Origin of the sequence: Nostoc sp. 106C, assembly GCF_002154725.1 — a bacterium.
Taxonomy (GTDB): Bacteria; Cyanobacteriota; Cyanobacteriia; order Cyanobacteriales; family Nostocaceae; genus Aulosira.
Genome location: NZ_MTAW01000138.1, coordinates 52,203 through 78,313, shown reverse-complemented (window position 1 = coordinate 78,313; position 26,111 = coordinate 52,203). Strand labels below are relative to the sequence as shown.

Annotated in this window: 25 protein-coding genes; 14 read left to right on the top strand and 11 right to left on the bottom strand. The window is 42.1% G+C overall.

Annotated elements, in window-relative coordinates; translation table 11 throughout:
- The first annotated feature begins 1 nt into the window (after position 1).
- The 3 genes from tuf (at position 2) to BV375_RS21510 (ending at position 2,539) form a co-directional block, all read left to right on the top strand.
- A complete protein-coding gene (gene tuf, locus BV375_RS21520) occupies positions 2–1,231 on the top strand; it encodes an elongation factor Tu (protein WP_086764044.1) in 1,230 nt (409 codons plus the stop codon).
- 133 nt (positions 1,232–1,364) lie between these two features.
- Positions 1,365–1,682, top strand: a complete 318-nt coding sequence (rpsJ, locus tag BV375_RS21515; protein WP_010998474.1) for a 30S ribosomal protein S10 — start codon at positions 1,365–1,367, stop codon at positions 1,680–1,682.
- Between the two features lie 206 nt (positions 1,683–1,888).
- On the top strand, positions 1,889–2,539 hold the full coding sequence (locus BV375_RS21510; RefSeq protein WP_086764042.1) for an LON peptidase substrate-binding domain-containing protein: 651 nt from the start codon (positions 1,889–1,891) through the stop codon (positions 2,537–2,539).
- 19 nt (positions 2,540–2,558) lie between these two features.
- On the opposite strand, the gene pheA is transcribed toward BV375_RS21510, so the two are convergent.
- A complete protein-coding gene (pheA, locus tag BV375_RS21505) occupies positions 2,559–3,428 on the bottom strand; it encodes a prephenate dehydratase (RefSeq protein WP_086764040.1) in 870 nt (289 codons plus the stop codon).
- 395 nt (positions 3,429–3,823) lie between these two features.
- On the opposite strand from pheA, the gene BV375_RS21500 reads away from it, so the two are divergent.
- Entirely contained in the window at positions 3,824–4,411 is a 588-nt protein-coding gene (locus BV375_RS21500; protein ID WP_086764075.1) for a DUF1997 domain-containing protein, read from the top strand.
- A 193-nt stretch (positions 4,412–4,604) separates the two neighbouring features.
- On the opposite strand, the gene BV375_RS21495 is transcribed toward BV375_RS21500, so the two are convergent.
- The 4 genes from BV375_RS21495 to BV375_RS21480 form a co-directional block, all read right to left on the bottom strand.
- The gene (locus BV375_RS21495; RefSeq protein ID WP_086764038.1) at positions 4,605–5,270 is read right to left on the bottom strand and encodes a ribonuclease HII; all 666 of its coding nucleotides are present in this window, start codon (positions 5,268–5,270) and stop codon (positions 4,605–4,607) included.
- A gap of 8 nt (positions 5,271–5,278) precedes the next feature.
- Positions 5,279–7,390, bottom strand: a complete 2,112-nt coding sequence (locus BV375_RS21490; RefSeq protein WP_086764036.1) for an Rne/Rng family ribonuclease — start codon at positions 7,388–7,390, stop codon at positions 5,279–5,281.
- Between the two features lie 550 nt (positions 7,391–7,940).
- Positions 7,941–10,604: a TIGR03960 family B12-binding radical SAM protein gene (locus BV375_RS21485; protein WP_086764034.1), complete on the bottom strand. Its 2,664-nt coding sequence runs from the start codon at positions 10,602–10,604 to the stop codon at positions 7,941–7,943.
- A 179-nt stretch (positions 10,605–10,783) separates the two neighbouring features.
- Entirely contained in the window at positions 10,784–11,086 is a 303-nt protein-coding gene (locus BV375_RS21480; RefSeq protein ID WP_086687992.1) for an STAS domain-containing protein, read from the bottom strand.
- A 472-nt stretch (positions 11,087–11,558) separates the two neighbouring features.
- Here BV375_RS21480 and BV375_RS21475 point away from each other — a divergent pair, with 472 nt between their 5' ends.
- On the top strand, positions 11,559–11,756 hold the full coding sequence (locus BV375_RS21475; RefSeq protein ID WP_086764032.1) for a hypothetical protein: 198 nt from the start codon (positions 11,559–11,561) through the stop codon (positions 11,754–11,756).
- 207 nt (positions 11,757–11,963) lie between these two features.
- On the top strand, positions 11,964–13,136 hold the full coding sequence (locus BV375_RS21470; protein WP_086764030.1) for a pyridoxal phosphate-dependent aminotransferase: 1,173 nt from the start codon (positions 11,964–11,966) through the stop codon (positions 13,134–13,136).
- Between the two features lie 46 nt (positions 13,137–13,182).
- On the opposite strand, the gene BV375_RS21465 is transcribed toward BV375_RS21470, so the two are convergent.
- Entirely contained in the window at positions 13,183–13,557 is a 375-nt protein-coding gene (locus tag BV375_RS21465; protein WP_208099161.1) for a hypothetical protein, read from the bottom strand.
- A 298-nt stretch (positions 13,558–13,855) separates the two neighbouring features.
- Here BV375_RS21465 and clpS point away from each other — a divergent pair, with 298 nt between their 5' ends.
- Complete coding sequence (gene clpS / locus BV375_RS21460) at positions 13,856–14,137, top strand: ATP-dependent Clp protease adapter ClpS (protein ID WP_086687996.1); 282 nt, start codon at positions 13,856–13,858, stop codon at positions 14,135–14,137.
- A 67-nt stretch (positions 14,138–14,204) separates the two neighbouring features.
- Positions 14,205–15,032, top strand: coding sequence for a type II CAAX endopeptidase family protein (locus tag BV375_RS21455; protein WP_086764027.1), 828 nt, complete (start codon positions 14,205–14,207; stop codon positions 15,030–15,032).
- Positions 15,033–15,098: 66 nt separating this feature from the next.
- Here BV375_RS21455 and BV375_RS21450 read toward each other — a convergent pair whose 3' ends face one another.
- The 3 genes from BV375_RS21450 to BV375_RS21440 form a co-directional block, all read right to left on the bottom strand.
- Positions 15,099–15,734 (bottom strand): pentapeptide repeat-containing protein, encoded by a 636-nt coding sequence (locus tag BV375_RS21450; RefSeq protein ID WP_086764026.1) that lies wholly within the window; start codon positions 15,732–15,734, stop codon positions 15,099–15,101.
- Positions 15,731–17,128: a DICT sensory domain-containing protein gene (locus BV375_RS21445; protein ID WP_086764025.1), complete on the bottom strand. Its 1,398-nt coding sequence runs from the start codon at positions 17,126–17,128 to the stop codon at positions 15,731–15,733. The genes BV375_RS21450 and BV375_RS21445 overlap by 4 nt, the downstream gene beginning before the upstream one ends.
- A 559-nt stretch (positions 17,129–17,687) precedes the next feature.
- Positions 17,688–19,277: a photosystem II high light acclimation radical SAM protein gene (locus tag BV375_RS21440; protein ID WP_086764023.1), complete on the bottom strand. Its 1,590-nt coding sequence runs from the start codon at positions 19,275–19,277 to the stop codon at positions 17,688–17,690.
- A 591-nt stretch (positions 19,278–19,868) separates the two neighbouring features.
- On the opposite strand from BV375_RS21440, the gene BV375_RS21435 reads away from it, so the two are divergent.
- From BV375_RS21435 to BV375_RS21420, 4 genes are all read left to right on the top strand, one after another.
- Positions 19,869–20,264 (top strand): DUF1830 domain-containing protein, encoded by a 396-nt coding sequence (locus BV375_RS21435; protein WP_086764021.1) that lies wholly within the window; start codon positions 19,869–19,871, stop codon positions 20,262–20,264.
- 138 nt (positions 20,265–20,402) lie between these two features.
- On the top strand, positions 20,403–20,864 hold the full coding sequence (locus BV375_RS21430) for a DUF4079 domain-containing protein (protein WP_086764019.1): 462 nt from the start codon (positions 20,403–20,405) through the stop codon (positions 20,862–20,864).
- A 144-nt stretch (positions 20,865–21,008) separates the two neighbouring features.
- Positions 21,009–21,563 carry a hypothetical protein gene (locus BV375_RS21425; RefSeq protein WP_086764017.1) on the top strand — a complete coding sequence of 185 codons (555 nt, stop codon included), beginning with the start codon at positions 21,009–21,011 and terminating at the stop codon, positions 21,561–21,563.
- Positions 21,564–21,618: 55 nt separating this feature from the next.
- Positions 21,619–22,401: an ATP-binding cassette domain-containing protein gene (locus BV375_RS21420; protein ID WP_086764073.1), complete on the top strand. Its 783-nt coding sequence runs from the start codon at positions 21,619–21,621 to the stop codon at positions 22,399–22,401.
- A gap of 98 nt (positions 22,402–22,499) precedes the next feature.
- Here BV375_RS21420 and BV375_RS21415 read toward each other — a convergent pair whose 3' ends face one another.
- Positions 22,500–23,270 (bottom strand): response regulator transcription factor, encoded by a 771-nt coding sequence (locus BV375_RS21415; protein ID WP_086764015.1) that lies wholly within the window; start codon positions 23,268–23,270, stop codon positions 22,500–22,502.
- A gap of 554 nt (positions 23,271–23,824) precedes the next feature.
- Here BV375_RS21415 and BV375_RS21410 point away from each other — a divergent pair.
- Positions 23,825–24,079 (top strand): DUF6761 family protein, encoded by a 255-nt coding sequence (locus BV375_RS21410; RefSeq protein ID WP_086688006.1) that lies wholly within the window; start codon positions 23,825–23,827, stop codon positions 24,077–24,079.
- A 274-nt stretch (positions 24,080–24,353) separates the two neighbouring features.
- On the opposite strand, the gene BV375_RS37060 is transcribed toward BV375_RS21410, so the two are convergent.
- Positions 24,354–24,512, bottom strand: a complete 159-nt coding sequence (locus tag BV375_RS37060) for a hypothetical protein (protein WP_166507497.1) — start codon at positions 24,510–24,512, stop codon at positions 24,354–24,356.
- A gap of 117 nt (positions 24,513–24,629) precedes the next feature.
- Here BV375_RS37060 and BV375_RS21405 point away from each other — a divergent pair, with 117 nt between their 5' ends.
- The gene (locus BV375_RS21405; RefSeq protein WP_086764013.1) at positions 24,630–25,961 is read left to right on the top strand and encodes an NB-ARC domain-containing protein; all 1,332 of its coding nucleotides are present in this window, start codon (positions 24,630–24,632) and stop codon (positions 25,959–25,961) included.
- The last annotated feature ends 150 nt before the right edge of the window (positions 25,962–26,111 follow it).

Genomic DNA, 26,111 nt, shown 5'->3' with positions numbered 1-26,111 from the left:
CATGGCACGCGCAAAGTTTGAAAGGAATAAACCCCACGTTAACATCGGTACTGTTGGCCACGTTGACCACGGTAAAACAACATTAACAGCAGCTATCACCATGACCTTGGCGGCTTTGGGCCAAGCTGTAGCTAAAGGCTACGACCAAATCGACAACGCACCAGAAGAAAAGGCGCGGGGTATTACCATCAATACTGCTCACGTTGAGTATGAAACCCAAAATCGTCACTATGCTCACGTAGACTGTCCAGGACACGCTGACTATGTGAAAAACATGATCACTGGTGCAGCCCAGATGGATGGAGCCATTCTTGTAGTTGCTGCAACTGATGGTCCTATGCCCCAAACCCGCGAACACATCCTGCTAGCAAAACAGGTAGGCGTTCCCAGCTTGGTTGTCTTCTTGAATAAAGAAGACTTGATGGATGACCCAGAACTCCTAGAGCTAGTGGAACTAGAACTGCGAGAACTACTTTCCAGTTACGATTTTCCTGGTGACGATATCCCCATTATCAAAGGATCGGGTCTACAAGCTTTAGAAGCAATGACCAAGAATCCTAAGACTCAGCGTGGTGAAAATCAGTGGGTAGATAAAATCTACGAACTGATGGATGCTGTAGATTCATACATCCCAACCCCAGAGCGGGCTGTTGACCAACCCTTCTTGATGGCTGTAGAAGACGTGTTCTCCATCACAGGTCGTGGTACTGTTGCTACTGGCCGGATTGAACGGGGTAAAGTTAAGGTCGGTGATGTGGTCGAACTCGTAGGAATCAGAGACACCCGTAACACCACCGTAACTGGTATCGAGATGTTTAAGAAGAGTCTCGAAGAAGGTATGGCTGGGGATAACGCAGGTGTACTACTACGGGGTATCCAAAAGGCTGATATTGAACGGGGTATGGTGCTAGCTAAACCCGGTTCGATTACACCTCACACTCAATTTGAAGGTGAAGTGTACGTTCTGACGGAAAAAGAAGGTGGTCGGAAAACCCCATTTTTTGCAGGCTATCGTCCCCAGTTTTATGTAAGAACAACAGATGTAACTGGCACTATTAAAGCCTTCACCTCCGATGATGGCAGTGATGCAGAAATGGTCATGCCAGGCGATCGCATCAAGATGACTGTAGAATTGATCAACCCGATCGCAATTGAGCAAGGAATGCGCTTTGCTATTCGTGAAGGTGGTCGTACCATTGGTGCTGGTGTTGTTTCTAAAATCCTCAAATAGCACTTTTTGGTCCTAATAAAAAGGAGCAGAGATGGCACAATAAGTCTCTGCTCCTTTCTCTTCCCTTGCTTGAAGAAACATCTGTTCTTCAATATCCATTCTCTTAAATTAACCAGAACCTAGAAAACTAAAGATGGCAACTCTACAGCAGCAGAAAATTAGAATTCGCTTACAAGCTTTTGACCGTCGCTTATTGGATACATCTTGCGAGAAGATTGTAGACACAGCTAACCGCACTAACGCCACAGCTATAGGGCCGATTCCTTTACCAACAAAACGTAAGATTTATTGTGTGCTGCGATCGCCTCACGTAGATAAAGATTCCCGAGAACACTTTGAAACTCGCACCCATCGCCGGATTATTGACATTTATCAACCTTCTTCTAAAACTATTGATGCACTGATGAAGTTAGATCTACCATCAGGCGTGGACATCGAAGTTAAACTTTAAAGTCATTAGTCATTAGTTATTAGTACCTAAACACACGACTAGTGACAAAGGGCAGATGTCATTCATTAGTATCAAGATTTACAGTGCCCTGAAGAATCTACCTCAGGGCTTTTTATTAGCTAGAAAACAAATGATAGAATGTAAACAAATTACGGGAGAAACAGAGAATTTTAAATCTTAAAGATTAAATGTATACCTAAGTAACTATGACATCCTCTTCTAGAATTGCAGTTCGCGAACTACCTCTGTTCCCGTTACCTGATGTAGTTCTTTTTCCTAGCAGACCATTACCCCTGCACATATTTGAATTTCGCTACAGAATCATGATGAATACGATTCTAGAAAGCGATCGCAGGTTTGGTGTTTTGATGGTCGATCCAGTTAAAGGCACTATTGCAAACGTTGGTTGTTGTGCAGAGATTATTCATTATCAGCGGTTGCCAGATGACCGGATGAAGATGCTAACTTTAGGACAGCAAAGATTTCGTGTTCTAGAGTACATTCGTGAAAAACCTTACCGCGTTGCCTTAGTTGAGTGGATTGAAGACCAGTCACCAACAAAAGATTTGCGGCCTTTAGCTTCGGAAGTGGAACAACTGTTGCGAGATGTTGTGCGTCTTTCAGCTAAGTTAACTGAACAAAATATTGAACTGCCAGAAGATGTACCTGATTTACCCACAGAGCTATCCTATTGGGTAGCAAGTAACCTTTATGGTGTTGCCGCAGAGCAGCAGTCATTATTGGAAATGCGAGATACTGCCGCTCGTCTAGAACGGGAATCAGAAATTTTGACTTCTACACGAAATCACTTGGCAGCCCGTACCGTTCTCAAAGACACATTTAATCAGAAGTTATAGTTTAATAGTCAACTGACTGTTAAACTGTGATCGTTAGAATATTATAGCTGCCAAAAATTTTTAATATTTCTGTGTAAGTTTTTAGTTCTGCCAAAGCAGATTTCATTTTTATTGTAGTGGCATCTGCTTCTAGATCCATGAAAAATAAATATTCTCCTAGAGAGCGCTTTGTCGGACGAGATTCAATTCTACTGAGGTTAATCTCTAGTTGTGCAAATATCTGCAAGGGTTTGACAAGTGCGCCAGGTAGATTCGCAGGTAAACTGAAAGCCAGAGATGTATGAGTACTATTTGTCGAAGATGTGTGGTGTGAATTTTCTGCCTGAGCTTGACTTACTACCCAAAAGCGGGTGCAGTTTTCTGGATGATCATTTATACCAATAGCTAGTGTAGGTAGGTTGTAGAGTTCAGCTGCTCTAATAGATGCGATCGCAGCAGATGTAATGTCTTGTTTGAGAAACTGCAATGCTTCGGTTGTAGAATTTATAGAAATCAGCTGCACAGTAGGAAGATACCGCTCTAACCATCCTTGACATTGTGCTAAAGCTTGAGGATGTGAATAAACAGTGGTAATGCTATCTAAACTGATTGCACAGGAAATTAGAGTATGGGTGATTGGTAAAACCAAAGCTAACTGAATTCGCAAACTATCTAACACCCACAGCGTGTCCATTGTCATGGTGACACTGCCTTCAAGAGAATTTTCTACAGGCACAACCGCCAACTGAGTCTGTCCTTGGGCAACGGCTTGGAGTGATTGGGCAATACTAGGATAAGGGCATAAAGTAGCTTCAATGCCTGTGGTTTGCTTCAGCCAATTAACATAAAAAACGGCTGCTTGCTCTGTATAAGTGCCAGGGGGGCCTAAATGTGCGATCGATAATGTCATGGCTTTAGCTTTTAGGTACGATTTTGATTTAGAAAGAAAAGTTACAGAGTTATAGTTTTTGCTGTGGGCAAATTACGCGCTGCGAAAAGCAGTTTTCTGCATATAGATTGCTTGTAAACTGTTGCTAAATCTTTCGCAGGATTGATGAATCATTTTACTATTTGGCAGTACCTATTTGTGTACATATTATTTATCTCTTGTCAATAAATAGTTTTAATTAGTAATTAAAAATTTTTCTAACTAAAGATAGTAATGAGATTATCAAGTTTTTGCTCATTAGCGATAGTTTATGAGCAACAATAATTTTTATAATTCAAAAAATTTAAATTTTTATGCAAGTAAATTTAATTTTTAAAAAAATATTAAAATTAAACAACATACATATTTATTTACTCATGCCTATCCGGTTTACGGCCTCTCAATCGGTGGAAATAGCTGTTCCTAAACAGCCTATTCCCATTCAGCACTACTTGCGTCAGCCTCAACGTCTAGTTAATGCTTTGGTTGATACTAATCGCATTCAGCAACTTTCTGAGGAAGTATTTCGATTGAAAATGCGTCCTCTAAGTTTTATGTCACTGAGTATTCAACCAACTGTAGACATGAGAGTTTGGGCAGAATCTAATGGAACTATAAATTTGCAATCTGTAGGTTGTGAAATTTTAGGTTTCGAGTATATCAATCAACGTTTTGCTCTAAATTTGAAAGGGAATTTATCACCATCTCTACACAGCACAGGGACTCGCCTGCAAGGTAAAGCCGATTTAGAAGTACAAGTGGAGCTACCACCGCCATTTTCCTTCACTCCCAAACCAATTTTAGAGGCTACTGGTAATGGTTTACTCAAGAGTGTACTATTGACAGTCAAGCAAAGGCTGTTACATCAACTCTTAGCAGATTATCGCCGTTGGGTAATCATCCAAACAACAGAACAAGGGCTTAATGATGACAGTGTAGAGTTGCCAATCTTGAATATAGAGTAATTCTTTGATGGTTTAGCATCAAGTAATATCAATGTGAAAAACGATAGCGACAGATACAATCTCTATCTAAAATCCAAAATCAAATATTACGGTTGCTAGTAATATCTTTTAATAGATTAATCAAGGCTTGGGCGAAATCTAACCTCCCTGAGACAATTTCTAAGCCATGAAAGCCGAAGAACTCAGTGGCTCTTCAGCATTTAATTTGGCAAGGATGAAAAGACTTGCGGTGCAGAGGTGAGGGTCCGTATTCTTGCAGTGCTAGTAAATGCTTTTGGCTACCATAACCCTTGTTACGCGTAATATCGTACATTGGATACTTTGATGCTAGGCGCAGCACTAGCTCATCCCGCCAAACCTTAGCCACAATACTAGCTGAAGCAATATTTAGCGATCGCTCGTCTCCTTTAACTATTGTTTGTTGCGGTAGTAACAAGTCTTTGATCGACTGATTACCATCAATTAAGCAGAGTGCAGGCTGTACCTTCAGTTTTAGCACAGCCCGCTTCATTGCCAACAGTGTTGCCTGCAAAATATTTATTCGATCGATTTCAGCAGTGGAAGCGAAGCCAATCTTCCAATCTATTGCTAATGCACAAATTTGTTGTGCTAGTTGCGTTCTGCGAGAACTAGATAGCTTTTTACTATCTTGAATTTTAGCCGCTACCAGTTCTGGCCAAGCTCGAGCTGGTAGTATGACTGCTGCCGCAACCACAGGGCCAAACAGAGCACCTCGTCCCACTTCATCTACACCCGCCATTCCTGAAGTTCCTGATAAGGCAGACAACTCCAGCCAATTGAGTCCGCTTTGGGGTTGAAGCGACCAAATATCTGCGGCAGTTTGCTCTGTCTCCATCATGATTAAAGTTAACTGTCTTCTATGGTAGATGTACTTCCGTCTACCGCAGAAGAGCGCCGACGACGGCGACGACTGGCACTAGAGGCGCTATTGGCTTCATTTTCATCCGCGATCGCTGTGAATCCTGGTTGTTCAATTACTGGTTGAGGTGAAGATTTCTGCTCTAAATCAAGTTGTGGTGTAGGTAGTTTGACCACACTAACTTCGCTGCTGGTTCTCTCGGAGGCAGTTGCATCTAAAGTCGATTCACTAGGCAAAGACGGAAGTTGGCCAGGTTGAATAATATTAATAATCACAGATTTGGGATTTTTAACTTCTCGTTCTAGCTTCACTAAGGGAGAAACCCCCATTAAAGCAAAAACATCCTGCTCCTCTAGTGTCATTTCTACAGTCCTAATCTCCGGTGGTTCTACCACTGGTTTGACTGGTTCTGCTTTGGTAACTTTAGTTCGCTCTCCTCTTTCACTCCACCCTTGTTTGTTCAGGCTAGGCGCGGGTATCTCTGGTGTTGTAGCTAGTTCAGTATCAGCATCAATATCCAAATCTGGCTCGTTGCCAAAAGTTAGCGGATTGTTAACAACCCGAGATTCATCTTTGCCATTTGGCCCACCAATGCCAATCCGACTACGGCGGGTACGGGTACGACGCTTGTTATGATCGCTAAGTTCTTGATAGCTGGGATGATTCATGAGATTCAGGGCGCCCAAGTCGGACTCTGTATCGAATGATTCCCCAAATCCATCGTAGCTTTCCCGTGGCTCCGGAGTGCGGGCAGATGGCAGACGCGGTTCTCGTGGTTCTCGTGTTTCTCGTGTTTCTCTATGAGGCAGAGATACAAAACGCTCAGGAATTTCTGCTGGTATTGTTGGCAATCTACTTTCAGTTTCTCCAGGCAGACGCACTGTATGTCCTAAACCACCGCAGGTAGGGCAAGTTTCACCAAATAATTCGTATATATTTTGACCTTGACGCTTACGGGTAAGTTCTACCAAACCCAGCTCGGTGAGTTGAGCAATTTGAGGACGAGCTTTGTCGGCTTTCAGTGCTTTGTTAAAGTGCTCCAGAACTTGCAGTTGATCGCGACGCGATTCCATATCAATGAAATCTACAACGATTACCCCAGCAATATTCCGTAGACGCATCTGACGAGCAATTTCTGTAGCAGCTTCACAGTTTGTCCACAGCACTGTCTCTCTCGCTGTTGCCGACCGTGTAAATGAGCCGGAGTTAACATCTATAACTGTTAATGCTTCAGTAGGCTCAATGATGATGTAGCCTCCAGAAGGTAAGTCTACCCTTGGTTTCAGGGCTTCTCGAATGGCGGCATTGATGCGGAAGTATTCTAAAATTGGAGAGCGATCGCGATGATGGTCAATTAACAATCCCTGCGGTGTTTGACCTCCACTCCAGTTTTGCAAATACTGTTTTACCCGTTTCAAACCAGTACTTGAATCAACAACAATTCGATTTACATCCGCGCCGTACATATCTCGCAACACGCGCTGAATAAAATCATCATCTCGATTGAGTAATGCTGGGGCACGAGTGGAGTGGGCTTCCTGTTGAATTGCTTCCCATTGCCTTTGCAATACTTCTAGATCTTCGATAATTGCTTCTTCTGGCTTTCCTTCCGCTTCGGTACGCACCAGTAAACCCATCCCTGCGGGTTTGATTAAAATTGCCAGTGCGCGCAAGCGATTACGTTCACTTTCACTTTTAATCCGCCGAGACAAATTCACACCCCTGCCATAGGGCATGAGTACAACATAGCGTCCCGGCATAGTAATGTTACCTGTCAGCCTTGGTCCTTTTGTCCCTGTTGGCTCTTTCATCACTTGCACCAAAACTTTTTGCTGTGGTGCTAATAATTCAGTAATTGCTGCTGCTGTGCGTTTGAGCTTTAAGGGACCTAAGTCAGTCACATGAATAAAACCGTTGCGCTCTGGGTCGCCAATATTGACAAAAGCTGCATCTATACCAGGTAAGACATTTTCTACTACACCTAAGTAGATATCACCAATCTGGTGATGACCTGTGGCTACAACAAGTTCTTGTATTTGATCTTCAGAAAAGACAGCAGCAATCTGATGCTGTTCCGCGATGATAATTTGCTTTGGCATTCAATTCCCTCAAAAATTGGCGGCACCGATGGGTAAAGGAGGTTTATTGTGCCTGTCTCCCCTGCGAACCCCAAAAGTGCGGCTGGTAATCATAATTGTGAATCTAAGCTCAGAGTTAAAGAGCTATTGATGCTGAAAAAAGCGTTGAGACGCCTGATGATTCTAGAAAGGCTGCATATGTTTAAACAATTGAACCAACCATCTATGGTTGATTTTTGATGCTATACCTTCACCATATAGGAATTAGGTATTCAGCAGTTGTTTTAAAAGCATAGAGGAAGAGTTGCCGACGGAGCCTGTTGTAAGTTACTAATTCACTAGGTAGCTACAGAGAGAGTGTGTTCTTTAACCTGCCTCAGTTTATCTGGGATAAAATCCTAGAAGTTGCACTCAAATATCTTTGCTTTTCCCCCTGACAGGGTAGTGAACCAGCTGAATCAATGCAGCGCCAGAAAATTTCTCTTCATCTCATTCTAACGCAACCTTACCAAAAATCAATTTCCACGATGTGTTCCATCAAGGCAACTACTAGCAAGCTGCCTTTGATGGATTATATACCCAAAACTAGCCGATTGCGCTGGATATGCGAGAGATTAAACTCTAAGCCAGCTACTATTTCTAGCATAAACAGAATTTGTTCAGGACGCAATAGTACACCATCAGGACGACAGCTACCCACATAACGCAGGATAGCTGTTGAATCGGCTTGAGTATCGTTGGTTGTGACTAATTCAAGTTCAAACAAGCGATCGCGCAGATTTACCAATTGGCTTTTACCTGACTTGGTGATTTGCTCCCATCTAATTTCGTCTTTAGATTGAATTTGCTCGATCCAGTTTTGCCATTGTGCAGGTGCTGCTGTCCCAATTGCTGACACAGTAATTAAATATTCTGCTGCCACAATCGCTTGGCTAGCGGCTGGAGCTTTCAAATCCAATTCAACAACATCATATATAGGGATGTCTGTGGGCAACTCCCGAACTAGATGTCCTCGGAAAGTTTCCATGTCCACTGCCTGAGTTAACTCAAAATCAACTATTTCACCCTTGCTAGTAGCGCCCAAAGCTAATGCATTAGCTACGGAAATCCGCGGAGTTGGATGAAACCCACCAGTAAAAGCCACTGGCAAGCCTGCTCGGCGCATCACTCTGTCAAATAAACGGAGCAAATCTAAATGGCTGACCAAAGCCATGTTTCCCTGTTTACCAAACCAGACACGCAAGCGTTGCACTTTGTTTGTATTAGGGACAAATTCACCAGCGAATTCTGGAACAGTAGGCGGCTCGATGACGATATTATGTCCAAAATCTACACCACAGACACCACAATGAGAACAACCATCAAAAGAGCAGTCTGGTACTATTGCTGCTTCTAGAGCACGTTGTAAATCTTGCTTCAGCCAGTTTTTGTCAATTCCCGTATCAATGTGGTCCCAAGGTAAGGGAGTATCAAGGGCGGTGTCAGAAGATAGGGATACGGACAGATGCGGGGACGCAGGGATATACTCCTCCGTGTCCCTGTGCTCCCGTGTCTCCGTATCTTCTTGATGAAACAGATTCCATTCACCCTTTTCTACTTGACGGTATTTCCAATCTAAACCGGCTTCAGCGATGGCAGACCCCCAAGCTGCAAACGCTTTATCTACACTTTCATACCAAGAATCCATGCCTGCACCCAACTCCCAAGCACGGCGTACTACCTTCCCTAAACTGCGATCGCCTCTACCTATAAAGTCTTCCATTGCTGAAATGCGGATATCAGTAAAATTCAGCTTTACTCCTTTTATCCGGCGAAATTCTTGCCTGAGCAGCTTTTGCTTCCGCTCAAATTCAGATGTAGAAACCGAGTGCCATTGGAAGGGTGTGTGGGGCTTGGGAGTAAAGTTAGAAATTGTCAAATTAAAGTTTAGAGGCCTTCTGCCTTTTGTCTGGCACTCTCGCTGTAACCAGCTTACCGTTTCTGCAATGCCTACAACATCGGCATCTGTTTCACCAGGTAAGCCAATCATAAAATACAACTTGATTTTATCCCAACCTTTCTCCCAGGCTGTTTTTACACCCCGTAGCAGTTCTTCATTAGTGAGTCCCTTATTAACAATGTCCCGCATTCGCTGGGTTCCAGCTTCTGGGGCAAAAGTCAGCCCTCCTTGCCTTGTACCACCAAGGATATTAGCAATATTTTCATCAAATCTGTCTACCCGTTGGCTAGGGAGAGACAGGGTAATATTTTCATTTTTTAAACGATTTTTAATTTCCATCCCTACTGCTGGGAGGGATAAATAATCTGAACAACTCAGGGATAGCAAGGAAAACTCATTGTAACCAGTTGCCCGCATTCCCGCTTCAATTGCTTCTACTACCTTTTCTGGTGCTACATCCCTTGCTGGCCGAGTCAGCATTCCTGGTTGACAGAAGCGACAACCACGAGTGCAACCACGCCGAATTTCGATTGTCAAGCGATCGTGTACTGTCTCTACATAGGGAACTAGCCCAATGGAATAAGCTGGGATGGGTGTAGCTACTCGGCGCAAAATTCGTTTCGGTACATCTGGAACTAAAGGATGAACTGAACCATCCTCTACCATTTGATAAAACTGGGGAACATATACCCCAGGTATCTGTGCCAAGTCCAGCAGCAATTGTTTCCGGTTAAATCCTGCTTGTTTCCCTTCTTCCAAAACCAAGCCAATTTCTGGCAATAGTTCTTCACCATCTCCCAGGGCTACAAAGTCGAAGAAGTCAGTGTAAGGTTCAGGATTTGAGGTTGCCGTTTGTCCTCCAGCAAAAATTAAGGGGTAATTACCCTCTGTCCGTTCTTGCCATGTTAAGGGTATACCTGCCAAATCCAACATTTCTAGAATATTGGTTACTCCCAGTTCATAACTGAGACTAAAGCCTAAAATATCGAATTCTGTCAGCCAGCGTTTAGATTCTACTGCAAACAAAGGTGTATTTGTTTGGCGTAGTTTGGCTGACAAGTCTGGTCCAGGTAGGTAAGCGCGATCGCATAACTGCCGCGGCTGGGCGTTCAGAATGTTATAGAGAATGATATGCCCTAGGTTGGATGACCCAACTTCATATACTTCTGGATAGGTTAATACCCAGCGTATTGTTGCTGTTTCCCAAGGTTTTTGTACTGCTAAGCGCTCATTACCTAGGTAACGCGCTGGCTTTAAAATATCCGATGTGATTAATTTTTCAACTGCAACAGCCACTGTGCTATCTTCTAGCTCACTTAATTACAGCTACTCACCTCCAACCATAGCATTGATTAGGTCTTTCCACAGAATTGTTTGCGGCAACTTACAATTCTGTTACATATTTATTTGTTCCGACCCTACTATATAGCAGCATTCCTCGCCTGCATCAGTTTATGCTGCTATTCTGAGTTACTTTAAACAATCTCAAATACCTTATCAAGTTGTGTCAATTCAAAAATAATTCTAATTGACGCAGAAACAGAGCACAGCCTTAAACTTCGTCCTAAACTCCCAGCTAGCTTGAGTGCAGATACTAATGCCATTAAACCTGCGCTGTCTAAGGATTCTATTGCCGCTAAATCCACTAACAAGATAGAAGTATCATCTTGTGCCAACGCTGTAGTCAGATCCCGTTCAAATTCCAAAGCGTTGGCGGCATTTAGGCAACCTTGGGGACGAATAACTGTAATTTTTGGACATTTAAGTACCGCTTGCATAATGAAATCCTAATTAAAGTTATTGAACCGTAAAGCTTAGATTTATTTGAACATAAACTTTTTTTCGGAACATCGACCATTTGTATTAGGTTTCTTTGCTGAATCTTTATCGCTTTTGTACCTCTGTTTAAAGATTGTCATAAATACCATTTAAAATGTATATATACATACATTTTTTTTCGAGCAGTTAAAAAACAATCAACATAGCAAGACCAAAAAGCAAAATCAACAACCGTAGCTATGCGGAGAGAGCTACTTTACCTGAAGTTCAGTCTGATTTAAACTAAGGTTAGCTATTAGGTAAAATTCCCTAGATTATATGCTTGACAGCGGCAAATGTTGAGTTCTACAGGGAATAATCATTTTACAGGTAATTGTGATCTAGATCACTAATACATGGGTGTTTGGATCACTTTTTATACCAAACTATATCTTGGATAATTAATAGCAAATACAAATTGGCTGATCTTTTATGAGAACTAGACACGCTATTCGTCAATTGGTAGAAAAAGCGCTTGATATTAAAAAGTTAACTCCTGAAATTGAAAATGAAATCAATTTAGAATTGACACAATTGGGTTACATATCTGATGTTGATTACGAAGCTTTAGAATTATTAATGGCAGAGATGGATGCTGGACGAATTAAGTTAGTTCCAAGCTTAGGATAGTAATAAACTATTACTTAACATAGCAACTTTTATCTCTATCTAGAGTTATATAACTTAAGGATTATTAACATAGTCTTGGCAAGATCACAGCACTGATAACTAGGCTGAGCCATCGTAGGTATTTTTCTGCAAGTTGAATATTTCGTTCCCTCCTGTGGCGTAAACTGTGCTAATGAGCATCAACATTTGCATTAGTAACAAGTCACCATGCAATTCGCTAAACGCCTAGAAAAAATTCCTCCCTATCTGTTCGCTGAGATTAACCGCAAAGGGAATGAACTGGTAGCCAAGGGAGTTGATATTATTAATTTGGCGGTGGGCGATCCAGATAAACCAACTCCAACTCATATACTCCAGGTAATGCATGAGGCGATAAATGACGCCTCTACCCACAACTATCCACCTTATCAAGGTACTCAAGAATTCCGAGAGGCAGCAGCGAAGTGGATGGAACGTCGGTTTGGAGTAGCTGGGTTGAATCCAAATACAGAGGTTGTTTCTTCTATTGGTTCTAAGGAAGCGATTCACAATACTTTCTTAGCCTTTGTAGAAGCTGGAGATTATACGCTCATACCAGATCCTGGTTACCCTGTTTATCGGACTTCGACGATATTTGCAGGTGGTGAACCTTTTACCATGCCGCTAAAGGCAGAAAATCAATTTTTACCTGACCTGAATGCAATTCCTGAAGAGGTTGCCCGGAAAGCAAAACTGTTGTGGATTAACTATCCTAATAATCCTACAGGGGCACTAGCGACACTAGAATTTTTTGAGGAATTGGTAGCTTTCTGCAAGCAGTACAATATTTTGCTGTGTCATGACAATGCTTACTCAGAAATGGCATACGACGGCTATAAACCGCCTAGTGTACTACAGGTTCCAGGTGCCAAGGATGTAGCGATCGAGTTTCACAGTCTGTCTAAGTCGTACAATATGACGGGCTGGAGGATTGGTTTTGTAGTAGGAAATGAAATTGGTATTAAAGGCTTGGCACAGGTCAAAAGTAATGTCGATTCTGGGGTATTTAAGGCCATTCAAGCATGTGCGATCGCAGCTTATTCTACTGATGATGCAGAACTCCAATCTGTAATTTCTGTGTACCAAAATCGCCGAGACATCATTGTCAAAGGACTACAATCGCTGGGTTGGCCAATTCAGCCTCCGCAAGCGACTCTTTACGTTTGGGTACCTGTTCCTCCAGGGTATACCTCAACAGAATTTGTAACACTACTACTTGACAAATGTGGCATTCTTGTGCCGCCAGGTAACGGTTATGGTGCCGCTGGAGAAGGCTTTTTTCGGATTGCCCTAACTATTCCTGATGAGCGAATGCGCGAAGCAATTCAACGCCTCAAGGATGCCAACATTCGCTACGGCTGAGATCTCGGCTTTTATCTACTTGTATTTTCCACAGTAGTAAATTTACTTAACTACCATAAATCGAGTTTATATCATTAGTACCTTGGTATGCTTGCCAGACCAAGTTAATAAACTGATGGAGTTCCTGCTTAGTAGCTGAGTCAGGTTCAGTTTTTGGTTCTTTTACTAAAACCTGACTCAATATAGTAATGACTTCTGTATCTAAGGCTGGACGAAATAAATTTATAGGCCATAGTAAATCAGACGCATCTCGCAGGTCGGTTATATTTGGTGCTTCTGGGATAAAATTGACCAGCACTAAAGGACGTACCCAGCATAACTGGCGCGAAACCACGACTTGAATGACTTCTGCATACAAATTCATGTCGCCATGCTTTAAAGACACAATTTGTCCTGGTTGAAACTTTAGGCTCATGTCCATAATCACGTAGCTTAGGGCGGCAATGATAATATTGTAGTTTTCTTAATGTTAAAACTGAGAGTGCGCTATGCTGAGAGAAAACTGCGGCAACGTTAAACTATCAATATTAAAGCTGTAATATTTTAGACATACCTTTCTTAAGCATTTACTTCCTATTATCCCAATCAACCCCAGGCATCAAAAATTTTTTCTGCCACAGCATCTGGATGTAAATGCTATAGAATAGGTGAATAACTGTTAAGCGATCGCTGGACAGATACTTTGTTGTAGTAAATAAACGAAAAAAGAGCAAAGAGCAGTGTCAGTCGAAACCATTGAGAAGCGTTCCACAACCCGTAAGCTCGCGCCTCGGTATCGCGTTTTGCTCCATAATGACGACTACAACCCTATGGAGTACGTGGTACAGGTACTAATGACCACGGTGCCGAGCATCACCCAGCCCCAGGCTGTTAGCATTATGATGGAAGCCCATACTAACGGGCTAGCTTTAGTTATTACTTGTGCTCAGGAACACGCTGAGTTCTACTGTGAAACTTTGAAAAGTCATGGTTTGAGTAGCACAATTGAACCTGATGAATAGTCAGCCGTCAATAGTTATAAGTCTCAATCTAGAATATTGACTTGTAACTATTGACTTAGCATTTTGCATGAAAATAAATCTTGTCGATCTAGCTCAACGCCCTGCCCCTATTAGGCTGGGTTGTTTTATTTTGACTTTGTTATTGCTATGGTTGCCTTTTACTTTACCAATTTACTTACTGGTACATGATTCTAACCTAGTAAGTATTGTGACAATGGTATTGCTATATGTAGAGTTTATCTTTCTATTGCGGTTATGGGGTAAGTACGTCTATCAGCAACCTCACATATTGCGGCATTACGGTTTAGAAATTTCTAGACAAAACGGCGTAGATTTGCTGCGTGGCTTGGCTATTGGGCTAATTAGTGTGTTGACGTTATTTGGCTTACAAGGTTCTCTAGGTTTGTTAGTGTGGCAACAACCTCATAGTTTTCTACTAAAAATAGTTTTAGAGGGTCTAATAGTAGGTTCAGGTGTAGGGTTTGCTGAGGAATTGTTATTCCGAGGCTGGTTGTTGAATGAATTACAACGGAATTACAGTCCACGTGTGGCATTATGGACAGATGCAATTTTATTTGCAGGATTGCACTTTATTAAACCACTAGAGGCAATTATTCACACACTGCCGCAATTCCCAGCTTTAGTATTGTTAGGATTAACGCAGGTATGGGGAAAATACTGGCGTAGAGGACGCCTTGGCTTACCCATCGGTTTGCATGGTGGTTTAGTTTGGGGCTACTACATTATTAATATTGGAGAATTAATCAAATATTCTGGTCGAGTTCCTGATTGGGTGACTGGGGTGAATAATAATCCCTTGCAAGGTGTGATGGGGGTATTGTTTATGAGTGTACTGGCTTTATGGATGCGGGAGCGAACAATTAAAGATGGGTAATTGGAAAACCCAATTATCCATCCCAAATTAACACCGTTCAAAACACTGTACTTTTTCTCCTTCTCATCAAACTCTTTCCACTACTGTTCCTACCACACAGGCTCTATCCAAATTAACGCCATTCAAATTCGCACCTTCTAATTCTGCACACAATAAATTTGCGCCAGCAAAATTTGCTCCTGCCAAGTTTGCTCCACGTAAGTCGGCTTCTTCAAGGTTTGCTTCACTTAACAACGCCCCTTGCAAATCAGCACGCGCCAAGTCTGCACCTTTGAGATTTGCTCCCGTCAGGTTAGCACCGCGCAAGTCAGCACTCCGCAAATCAACACCTTGCAAATTTACGTTCATCAAATTGGCACCACTTAAGAAAGCACCCGCCAAAGCCACATCGCTGAGTGTCGCACCCATAAAGTTAGCACCGCGCAAGTTGCTACCGCGCAAGTCAGCACCTGTTAAATCTGCTTGCATCAGGTTTGCTCCCATGAGGTTCGCCCGCAAGTCAGTTGCTTGGAGATTCGCTCCCATCAAATTCGCGCCTTCTAAATGCCCACCTTCGAGTTTAGAACCAGTGAAATTAGTGCCGACAAGGGTAGCGCCGGCAAGATTAATCCGGCTTAAATCAAGTTGGCAGAGTTCCTCGTCTTCTAAATCTGCTCCTGGGAGTTGTTTGATGTTTCCTAATCTAATGGCTTCGATATTCATTGTGGGTAAGTACCAATCTCCTCACTAGTCTTGCTTTGACTATCCCATCGGGAATCAATTAGCCACATGCCAGCACTGACTTTGGCTTCTATTAAAGGTAAGTCGAGTCCTTGTTGCAAACCCATGACTAACAAAGCTAGGGTATCTACCAGTTTAGGGTCAAAGCGGGTGGATTGTTGTTGCCTGCACTCATCCAAAGCTTGAGTAAAAATTTCTTCGCGACTTATTGGAGATGATTTTTTCTGATTGACTCGCCATTGAAAGTCTGCGACTAAGGTTAAAATTCTAGATTCTAAGGGAATTTCATCTCCAGCTAAACCTGCTGGTTCTCCTGTACCATTCCACCACTCGGTTTGATGAGTAATAATTTGAGCAACTGCTCGCAACCTTGGCATGGTTCGCAATACTTGTGCTCCTGGTACTAAGGGACAACTTAAGGGAGAACTGGGGGCTTCTTCTAGGTAACGGGTAGAAGTACCAGGTATGAGTACGCTTTCTGCTTTTTGTAATGGATCTATGCGATGCAATAAAGCGGCAAGGCGTAATCTTTTAATCTGCCATGCAGGGAGATTTAACAGCTGCCCCATAGTTTCTGCTAGGGCTACGACTTCCGCTGCTGCCATTGGGTTGTTGATATCCGCCAGATCCATTAACTGCGCCATCCGCAAGAATGCCTGGATTTCATTGGAAACCAAGTTGCGGTCTAGTACTTGTTGACGTAGCGCTGTGGGAACAGATAAATTTTCCTGGCCAGTCTGGAGGTAATCTACCACAAGGGAGACAACTGCACTCAAGTCTTCTGGTGTCACAAGACTAGGCTGAATCGAATCTTTATGGGCGCTCAGCTGGTTCGCTAGTTCTGGATTGTATGGCCTAATATGGGCGATCGCTAATTCTGCTGTTTCTCTAACTAACTCTGGTTCAAATGTCCATAAGCCATAGAATTTACGTTCTAAGTCTGATCCAGGTAGTCCGGCGCTTCCATAATCAGCTTCTGATAATTCTTGACAAATTACCATTGCTGTGTATCTGGGTGACAAAATAATTAAATGCCACTCCTGAGCCACTGGGTCGCCTGGAGCTAAAGCTACTAAGTCTACATTTGGTAGTAAGCTTGTAGGATGTTCGGCAAAGCCAGCATCAGCGGCAGCCATAATTACAATCTCATCGCTGTGCTGGGCGATGTCTGCATATCGTTCTGCTTCTTGGAGATACCATTTACCCTGTTGGAAGGCAGTGATCACTAAGGGTTTACTATCGTCTTTGAGAATGTGGTCTTCCAAGGCATGACACAAGGCTACTAGGGTATTTTTGTAGTACACCCCGAATCGAATTGGTCTAGCACTACGGCGATGAATACTTTCTAACTGTTGGAGGATAGAGCCTTCTAACATGGGGTTTAATTAAATGAACCGCAGAGGCAGGGAAGAAGATAAAGAATCTTAAATTTGTGCCTATAACTCTTTAAGTTTACTTTTTGGAGTACGAATTAGGCTACAGACTACAAGTACTGATATTTATGAATTTAGTGTATCAATTTGCTGAAATGCTTAGATAAACAATGTATTCAGCGCGATTAGCAAAATTTACCTCTTGATCAAAGGAGGTTTTAGGAAAGTCGTTATTCTACTTAGGTTAAGAGAACAAGTTAATTGCTCAAAATCCGAGTCAGCCTTTGCTAACAGAAAGTAAGCGATCGCCACTCAGCAAAATTATATAGCAGCTTGGTATCTCCGGGGTCTAAGCTACGCAAAATTAAAATCGGATGCAGTAAATTGGGATAATTATTTTGAGCAAGCGATCGCAATTGCTCTTGAGAAGTATGATATTTGGTTGGAGCGATCGCGCTAGTCTACAAAGGGTGAGGGTGTTTCTGAGAAACTTTGCTCAAATTTAGGTTCGGTTTTACCTCTCTTCACAGGAGTAAGCAACAAGCCTACCCCCTATGAGTTATCAAACACTTAGCAACTGTTTCTCGTTTTTCTCCATTGGTGCAGAAAGTGCTTCTTCTAAATCAGCACATCCTAATTTCTCTTCTAAGATTTTCATGACTTCACGGCCAAAGTCATTGGGGTTTTGTTGCCAAGCTTGCAAGCAAACTTCCCCAAAGAATGAACCCAAAGGTTCGGGGTTCCAGAGAAGTTTTTTGGCTGTCCACGGCATCAAGCTCATGGGATTGTACCCTGGTTTGAGGATGCCTTGTTTGAACGCATATTCTTCTAAGTGAGTATGGGGTTGTAGTCCAATAAAAAATATGGCAGGTTCAACTTTATCTGCGCCAAAAATCCGTTCTAGTTCGCGGTGGTAGGCGATGGTTTGGCGTATAGTTTCGGGACGTTCGTCAATTACGTTAAAGGAATAATTGACGGAAACTAAGTCATTGAAACCAGCTGCTTTTAAATCACGACAGTTTTGCAAGACGTTTCGCAGATTGTACCCCATGCGCATTTTTCGCACAAGTTCTTGAGAACCACTGGTAATCCCAATTTCAAAGTAGTTCATCCCGGTTTTCGCCATCAAGTCGCATAACTGAGGTGTCAGGTTGTCAGCTCTGATGTATGCTGCCCAGTGGATGTCTGTCATGCCGGAATCAACGATTTTTTGTAAAAGTTCTACTGCATCGTCAATAAATTTCCTGGCGGGGATAAATTGGGCGTCGGTAAACCAGAAATTGCGAATGCCGCGATCGTACAATTGACGCATCTCAGCGACAACTTCATCTGCTGGGTTAATACGTACTTGTTTGCCTTCAACCACAGTGTAAACACAATAACAGCAGTTATGAGGACATCCGCGTTTAGTTTGAACGCCAATGTAGAAGTCTTGCCCTTGCAGATAGTAGTTAAATTCTGGCCAGATGGTTTCAATATAGTCGTAGTAACAGGCAGCTTTTTCTAAGGGAGTAGGTTGTTCGTGAATTAACCGTTGTCGTGGTTGAGTCTCTCCAACTACGTAGCAGCGTTCATCACGAAACTCTTTGCCACTTAAAAATTTTTCTAACAGGGTTTCTCCTTCACCTACAGAGATAATTGTCCCTTGAGGTAAGTTTTTACCCAACTGTTCGTAAAATACACTAACTGCACCCCCACCTACAACTGCACGAGCAGCTTTTTCATACTTTTGGGCGCGCTTCAAACCGCGTTTAATTAATCCTAGATTACGCCATAATTCCACGTAGTAAGCAATGAAAATTCGCAAACCACCCAAGGCTCCACGTAATTTTACTAAGGGATTTTTCGCATAGTAAAATTCAAAGGCGTTTTGTAAAGGGTTTCCGCCTCGACCACCAACGGGGGCATATATTTGGATATCTCGCCAAGAAAATACCAGTAGTGTTGGTTTAAATTCATCTATACAATGCTCTAGAGCCTGGGCATAATCTAAAGGTGGTACACAGCCCAAATCAAAGATGCGTTGTTCGATACTAGGAAACTGTTTGTGTACGTGATCGCTTAGGTAGACAACCCCAATAGGAAAGATGGGGTTACAGGGAAGGCGAACGTAAAGAATTCGATTTTCCATTGTGCTTGCTTTAACTGCCATCTTGCCGTTCTTTTGAGGAAAAAAAGTGAAATAAACATTCAGTGTTTAACTGTATGTATTGATTTTGGTTGCTCTCCTTGATCGTGCTTGTCATTTAAGCTCAGTCTCAAGTAAAGTCAACCTCCTTGTAGTAACCCCTGGACATAGCTAAAATTGCTTTGCCTACCATTAGGTATGGCAGCCATCAGAGCGGTTTTATGAAGATATTTTTCATATAGCTTTACCATAACATTGAGCTTATTCATTAAGCGATGATTCTCGTCTGTTACTCCTTTGAATAGATAAGACAAAAACCTCACTTCTACTGTAAAGAATCGCTGAGGGGATCATCGCCATCCCATATCCTTAATTATTTTGATTCAGGAAGTTGCAAGATGTTTATCAAAAAATCAACATAAAAAAATTTCCTATATAGTGTATAATTATGTAAAAAGCATATATATTTATAAAAATTTTATATTGGATACCTATCTTTAGATAGAAATAATGCAGAAATGCGCAGTTGGTAGTCGGAGTTACAGCTTGTGGGATCGCCCAATGTTACTTTTGCTGGTGTAATGTAAAATTGTGGCGTAAAGCTCCTCAGCAGTTATGGCTCAAATACTAGATCCTCTACCACCTGAGCAATCGGGAAAAATTCTCTGCTGCTACATGAATGCCACGAGCAAAATCCAGGTTGCCCGCATCACCAATATTCCTAATTGGTACTTTGAAAGGGTTGTCTTTCCTGGACAGCGCCTCGTGTTTGAAGCCCCTCTAGAAGCTCAAATGGAGATTCATACGGGGATGATGGCAAGTGCAATTTTATCGGATACAATTCCGTGTGTTCGTCTTGCAATTAACGAGCCTGGTACTTATGAGTTGGGTAGCAACTCAGAAGTAGCAATAGACTCCATTAATAAAAAACCAATGGTGCAGCCAATTAATACAAAAATTGAAGATACAACAAAACCTTTAACAATAGCTGGTTTAGCATCCGTTGATTAGAAAAAATTTTTCTCAAAATGAAAGGTTGCTGAATTCAGCAACCCTTTTTGTTGGTTAGTAATTTGTCATTTGTCATTCGTCCTTTTCCCACATCCCCCTTATCTTCCCTAGTACCCTTTGTGCTCTACAATCATTGATATGAATTTGCCTTCTTTTCTTTGGTTGTGGAAAATAGCTGCTTGGTCGATGGGGTTATCCCTACTGGCATATCTAATGTTAGCGACCACCGGCTTTTGGATGTTTAAAGCCAGAACTTCGCAACAAGCTCCTAGTTTCCCCTTGTTAAATAGAGGACATAGCGGGATGCGATCGCTCCACTATACAATGGGCATCAGCATGGTCAGTTTAGTGCTACTACTACTGGCAATTGGTATTATTGGCACGTTGGGCCATTTTGGTTCCTTGGGACAATCGTCACACTTGGTTGCGGGATTAGTAGTAGTAGTATTAGTGTTGCTCTCAGCTGTCAGTGCTACGCAAATTAGTGCTAGCAGACCTTGGGCTAGACCTTTACATATCAGTATCAATATTATTCTGTTTATAGGTTTTGCTTGGGTATCACTTACTGGTTGGAGTGTAGTGCAAAAGTATTTGCCTTAATTTCTGGGGGGTACTCGGCTAGGCGATCGCCAATTTTATTAATAGCAGAATTAGGGAACCTTCTCCACACATTAGCATCAATGACTGAATGCTCCCCCAGTTCCTAGTTAAGATGAACTTAAACTAAAGGATCGTGATTGAGCCGTGACCGTAAACTTAGTTAATACCTCAGCTTCTGTTTTTCGCCTCTCGCCGTTGATTCGGATAACGCTGTTAAGTTTATATTTAGCACTCACAGTACCATTACCTTTTTTGGCTCAAGCAACAGATGCAGCCATACCACCAGCATTATTGTGGCTAGGAATTAGCATCGGTTTAGTCGCCTTGTATGCGGTGTTGAGTGAACGAGTTATCTTAGATGACCAGGGAATTCAGGTGACTTACCCCGCTTGGGTACCGCATTTTTTTCGTAAAGGTTGGTTCTTGGCCTGGTCTGAGGTGAAAGAGTTAAAACCTCGCACCACTGGTCAAGGAGGCATAGTATATTATTTCCTGAGTCAAGAAGGAAAAGCTTATTTATTACCGATGCGTGTAGTTGGATTTGCTCAACTAGTAAGGCAAGTGCAGGCAAAAACAGGTATAAATACCACAGATGTGCGTCCCTTAGCACAGCCTTGGATGTATGTGATTTTGCTAGGTTGCACGTTATTGTTACTATTGATAGATGGTTGGACTATCTCCACAGCCTTGTATCAGTGAACAATAAATCTAATTCTTGCTCATTTCCATCAGGTTAAGTAAATCAAATTTGAACTTGGATAATGTCATCCCGAAAGCCATACTCCGGCTAGAGCAAATCAATCTGTTTACGAAGCTCAAAACCCAAATTTCCGGTAACCACAAAGGCTACCCAATATTGCAGGATATTACTTTTGAGGTAATCCCAGGCGATCGCATTGCCATTATTGGTCCAGCAGGCGCGGGGAAAACCGCGCTATTTAAGCTGATTAACCGACTAATTGAACCTACTAGTGGCAAAATATTTCTGGAGAATCAGGAATATCATCAAATTCCTGTAGTGCAGTTACGTCAGGTAGTGACACTGGTATTGCAAGAGTTTAAGCTTTTGGGAATGACAGTTGAGCAAGCTTTGGCTTATCCACTAGTTTTGCGTGGGTTACCCAAGCAGACAATTCAGCAGCGAGTTAGTCATTGGGTAGAACAATTGCATATTCCCAATGATTGGTTAGAACGCACTGAAGTGCAACTTTCGGCTGGACAGCGACAGCTAGTAGCGATCGCACGTGCTTTAGTCATCCAACCAAAAATTTTACTATTAGACGAGCCTACCTCTGCCTTAGATGCTGGTACAGCCTCCCGTCTGATGGAAGTCTTAACTCAGATGGCTCTCACTCATGACACCACGATTTTGATGGTAAATCACCAGCTAGAATTAGCACAGTTATTTTGTACACGACTATTACACTTAGAGAAAGGTCGGTTGTTAGCAGATCAAACCGCCTCTGAAATCAACTGGTTTAACTTACGAGCAAGCTTGACGCACGCAGAAGCTCAAGCCTCTGAGGAATGGAGTTAGTCAAGAATCAAAAAGCAATAGATAAGGGTCAATAGTCATTTGTCATAATTTTGAATTTTAAATTTTTTGTCCTCCCTTATTTATTTCCCTAATTCGCTTTATACGCGTTGAGTACTAAGAGTTGAGCGTTGATTGCTAAATCTCTCTTTAGCCAACTTTGTTGGTGATTGAGGAAGATTGGAATTCAAAATTTCCATGTTAAATCGGTATCCCACATTACGGATGGTTTGAATTAAACTAGGTTGTCTAGGATCAAGTTCAACTTTTTTCCGTAACGATAAAACATGAGTATCAATAGTACGCGGATTGTCAATAGCGTCAGGCCAAGCTCTTCGTAGCAATTCTGACCTAGATAGAGGCACTCCTCCAGCTTGGGCCAAAACGTATAGTAAACTAAATTCTTGAGGTGTTAAGTCGATAAACTCTCCTTGAAATCTGACTCGACGCTGCACTAAATCAATTTGCAAGGCACCATAATCTAGATAAGCTGGTGCAACAGGTGTCCGGTTGCGACGAATTAATGCTTCTACCCTTGCTAGAAACTCTTGCATCCCAAAAGGTTTGCTCAAGTAATCATCTGCTCCCGCTTTTAAACCTGCAACAATATCAGCTTCATTAGTACGAGCAGAGAGCATGAGAATTAAAGGCTGTTGCTGACGGTGCAACCAACGACAAAACTCAATGCCATCACCATCAGGCAAATCAGCATCAAGAATTACCAGTGTTGGTTGCTGGCTCAAAAACACTTCCCTTGCTTGATATATGCTGGCGGCTTGGTGTACCCGGTATTCCAACTGTTGTAAGTGCCAACCTAGCAACGACCTCAGATGAGGATTCCCCTCAACGATTTCAATACAAACCGAACCCACGGTGGCAAGACCCCTTAGCGTTGATGACTTTCAAAGTAACAAGCCCATGCCCAAGGTTTTGTAGCCTTTGTTACTCCAATTACTATTGGCTTTACATTTCCTGATAGCAATATTGGCTAAAAGTTTAACTTATGCTTCGCCCCAAGCCGATTAGTAATATTCTTAAATTTTTGTTAGACTTATTGAAATTAGTTCTACTTAAACATCCTAGCTCCCACAAGCAGGTAATGTACCAAAAAACGATTACCAAAAAAGCTCATCATTACCAAAGCTATATTCCAGCCTTATGGTAACAGCCGATTGCATCTTGCGGAAGTCGTCTTTACCATTCCTCAGGAAAGCTGGGATGTTGACGGACGAAATTATAAAAATAGCTTACCAAATAATCCTATTCCATGCTTTCTGGAATAGGATCAAAATACGTTGTAGCTGCTGGAGGGTAATGCCCAAAATAGAGATATTGATTTTGACTCAATGCCGAGGGGAAAGTGACACTTCACATTTCCGCGTGAATCATTTACAATTCTCATTCCAAAGAGATTAATTCAGCAGTTATGCTCCAAGACACACAAACCATCCGCTATTACCAAAGAATTACCGACGCCTTCGTCGAGTTATGGAATCGCGGTTATCGTATGGACGATATGCGGATGTATTTGGATGGATATTTAGCCGCGCTGCGACACGGGAACGCCATTGAGCCTTATCTGATTCATCGCCTAGAAGAGGAAGCCAGCCGCTACTTGTACGATGCATCAAATTTTGCGATGACGCAACCAGAACCAGAACCACAACACGATTACTACTAACCAATGGCCTTTTTGGGTCATGGTTAGCAACCATTAATCAACGCAGATGATTATAACATATTACCTGCATTGATCAAGGGTTAGAGTGGTGTGAAATTTTGGAGATATTTCTTTGATAAAAAGTATCCCCTCAGTGATGTTTTGGTTTTCCCGATGCACTGAGGGGATTTTTAGTGCTGCGGCCTCTACATTTCAGCGTCTCTAGCGGTTACTCAATTGTGTGCATTCAATTTGGTAGGGCAAAGGGTGAGAGGCTAGTACTACTGTGGAAAAGTCAAAATACTTTGAGGTGATGACTCCAGAGTACTATTTGGCTTTCAGGTCGCAACCAATCATCAGTAGAAGAGTTTTGGTCAAGGTAGAGTACTCTATTGGCAATAATTGTCTTGATGCCAAGTACAGGGTGATGCCATATTAAAAGAAAAACTGCCATGAAATAAAGACTTCTGACTTAGCTGCATAAAATTTTGATAAACCTCCGATAAATGTATGTAGCTTTGAGGTAAGAACATTTTATGGGGGAGTCATAGAATTAACTTTTGAGCAAGCAATGGTGGTCTTAGATAGAGTGTTGCAAAAAAAGCATTTAAGTAATATCCAAGAGTTAGTACTTAAATTGTGTTGGAAAGGCTACACCTATGCAGAGATTGCCGAAAACTCAGGTTATGACGATGATTACATCCGAGACGTAGGGTTCCGGTTATGGCAGACCCTCTCAAAAGCATTGGGAGAAAATATTGCTAAAAGTAACGTCAAAACAGTTTTGCGACGTTATTATTCCAATCTTGCGCAAACAGAATCACAACTCTCTACCACCACAGCATTTCAAATCCCTAGCTTCCAGCAACAACAAGACTGGGGAGAAGCAATTGATGTTTCTATGTTCTATGGACGTACAGTAGAACAAGCATTACTGCGACAGTGGATTGTCGATGAAAAATGCCGCTTGGTGATGCTGTTAGGGATGGGTGGGATTGGCAAAACAGCTTTGTCTGTGAAGGTTGCAGAGCAGTTACAGAGCCAGTTTGATTTCGTAATTTGGCGTAGTATCCGAAATAGCCTACCAATTGTTGACCTCATGCGGGAGTTAATTTTGTTCATCTCCCAGCAAACAGAAGCGAATTTCCCAGAAACTATAGACGGTCAAATTTCCTGTCTGATTAAATACTTGCGCTCCCAACGATGCCTGCTTCTATTGGATAATATCGAATCAATTTTGCAAAGTGGGGAAACCGCAGGGCACTATTGCGCTGGATATGAAGGATATGGTCAACTTCTCAGACGAGTAGGAGATGAAGTTCATCAAAGTTGCCTAGTATTTACTAGTCGCGAGACACCAAGTGGTTTTACAGCTAGGGAAGGTGAGACTCTGCCAGTGCGATCGCTGCAATTAACTGGTTTGTCCCAAGTAGAATCACAACAAATTCTTGCCACTAAGGGATTAGTAGATTCAACAGTTGAATGCGACAAACTAATTCAGCGCTATACAGGTAATCCTTTAGCTTTGAAAATTGTTGCAACAACGATCCAGTACCTCTTTGATGGCAATATTTCCCAATTTTTACAGCAAAGTCCAGTTGTTTTTGGCGATCTCTGGGAAATATTAGAGCAACAATTTCATCGCCTATCTGCTAACGAGAAGCAAGTGATGTACTCGCTAGCAGTCAAACAAAATTGGGTAACGCTTAAAGAATTACAACAGTGTCTCGTTCCGCACATCTCTGAGCGAGAATTACTAGAAGCGCTTTTGTCTTTGCAAAGGCGATCGCTCATTGAACAGCAATCGGGTAATTATACGCAACAGACTCTGGTAATGGAATACTTTACTGACAAACTTATTGGTCAGATATGCTGCGAAATTCCTACCAGGGAAATTGAATAATTAACCTGAGTTCGGGTTAAGCCAGAAGCTAAAAAGCTTATTGTGTATAGATTGAGAAAAATTCTAAGTCGTAAAAGAAGTGATTAAAGTGGAATCGTTGCGTCAATAAGGTTTACAAATGAGATTAATATCAACAACATGCCTTATTGA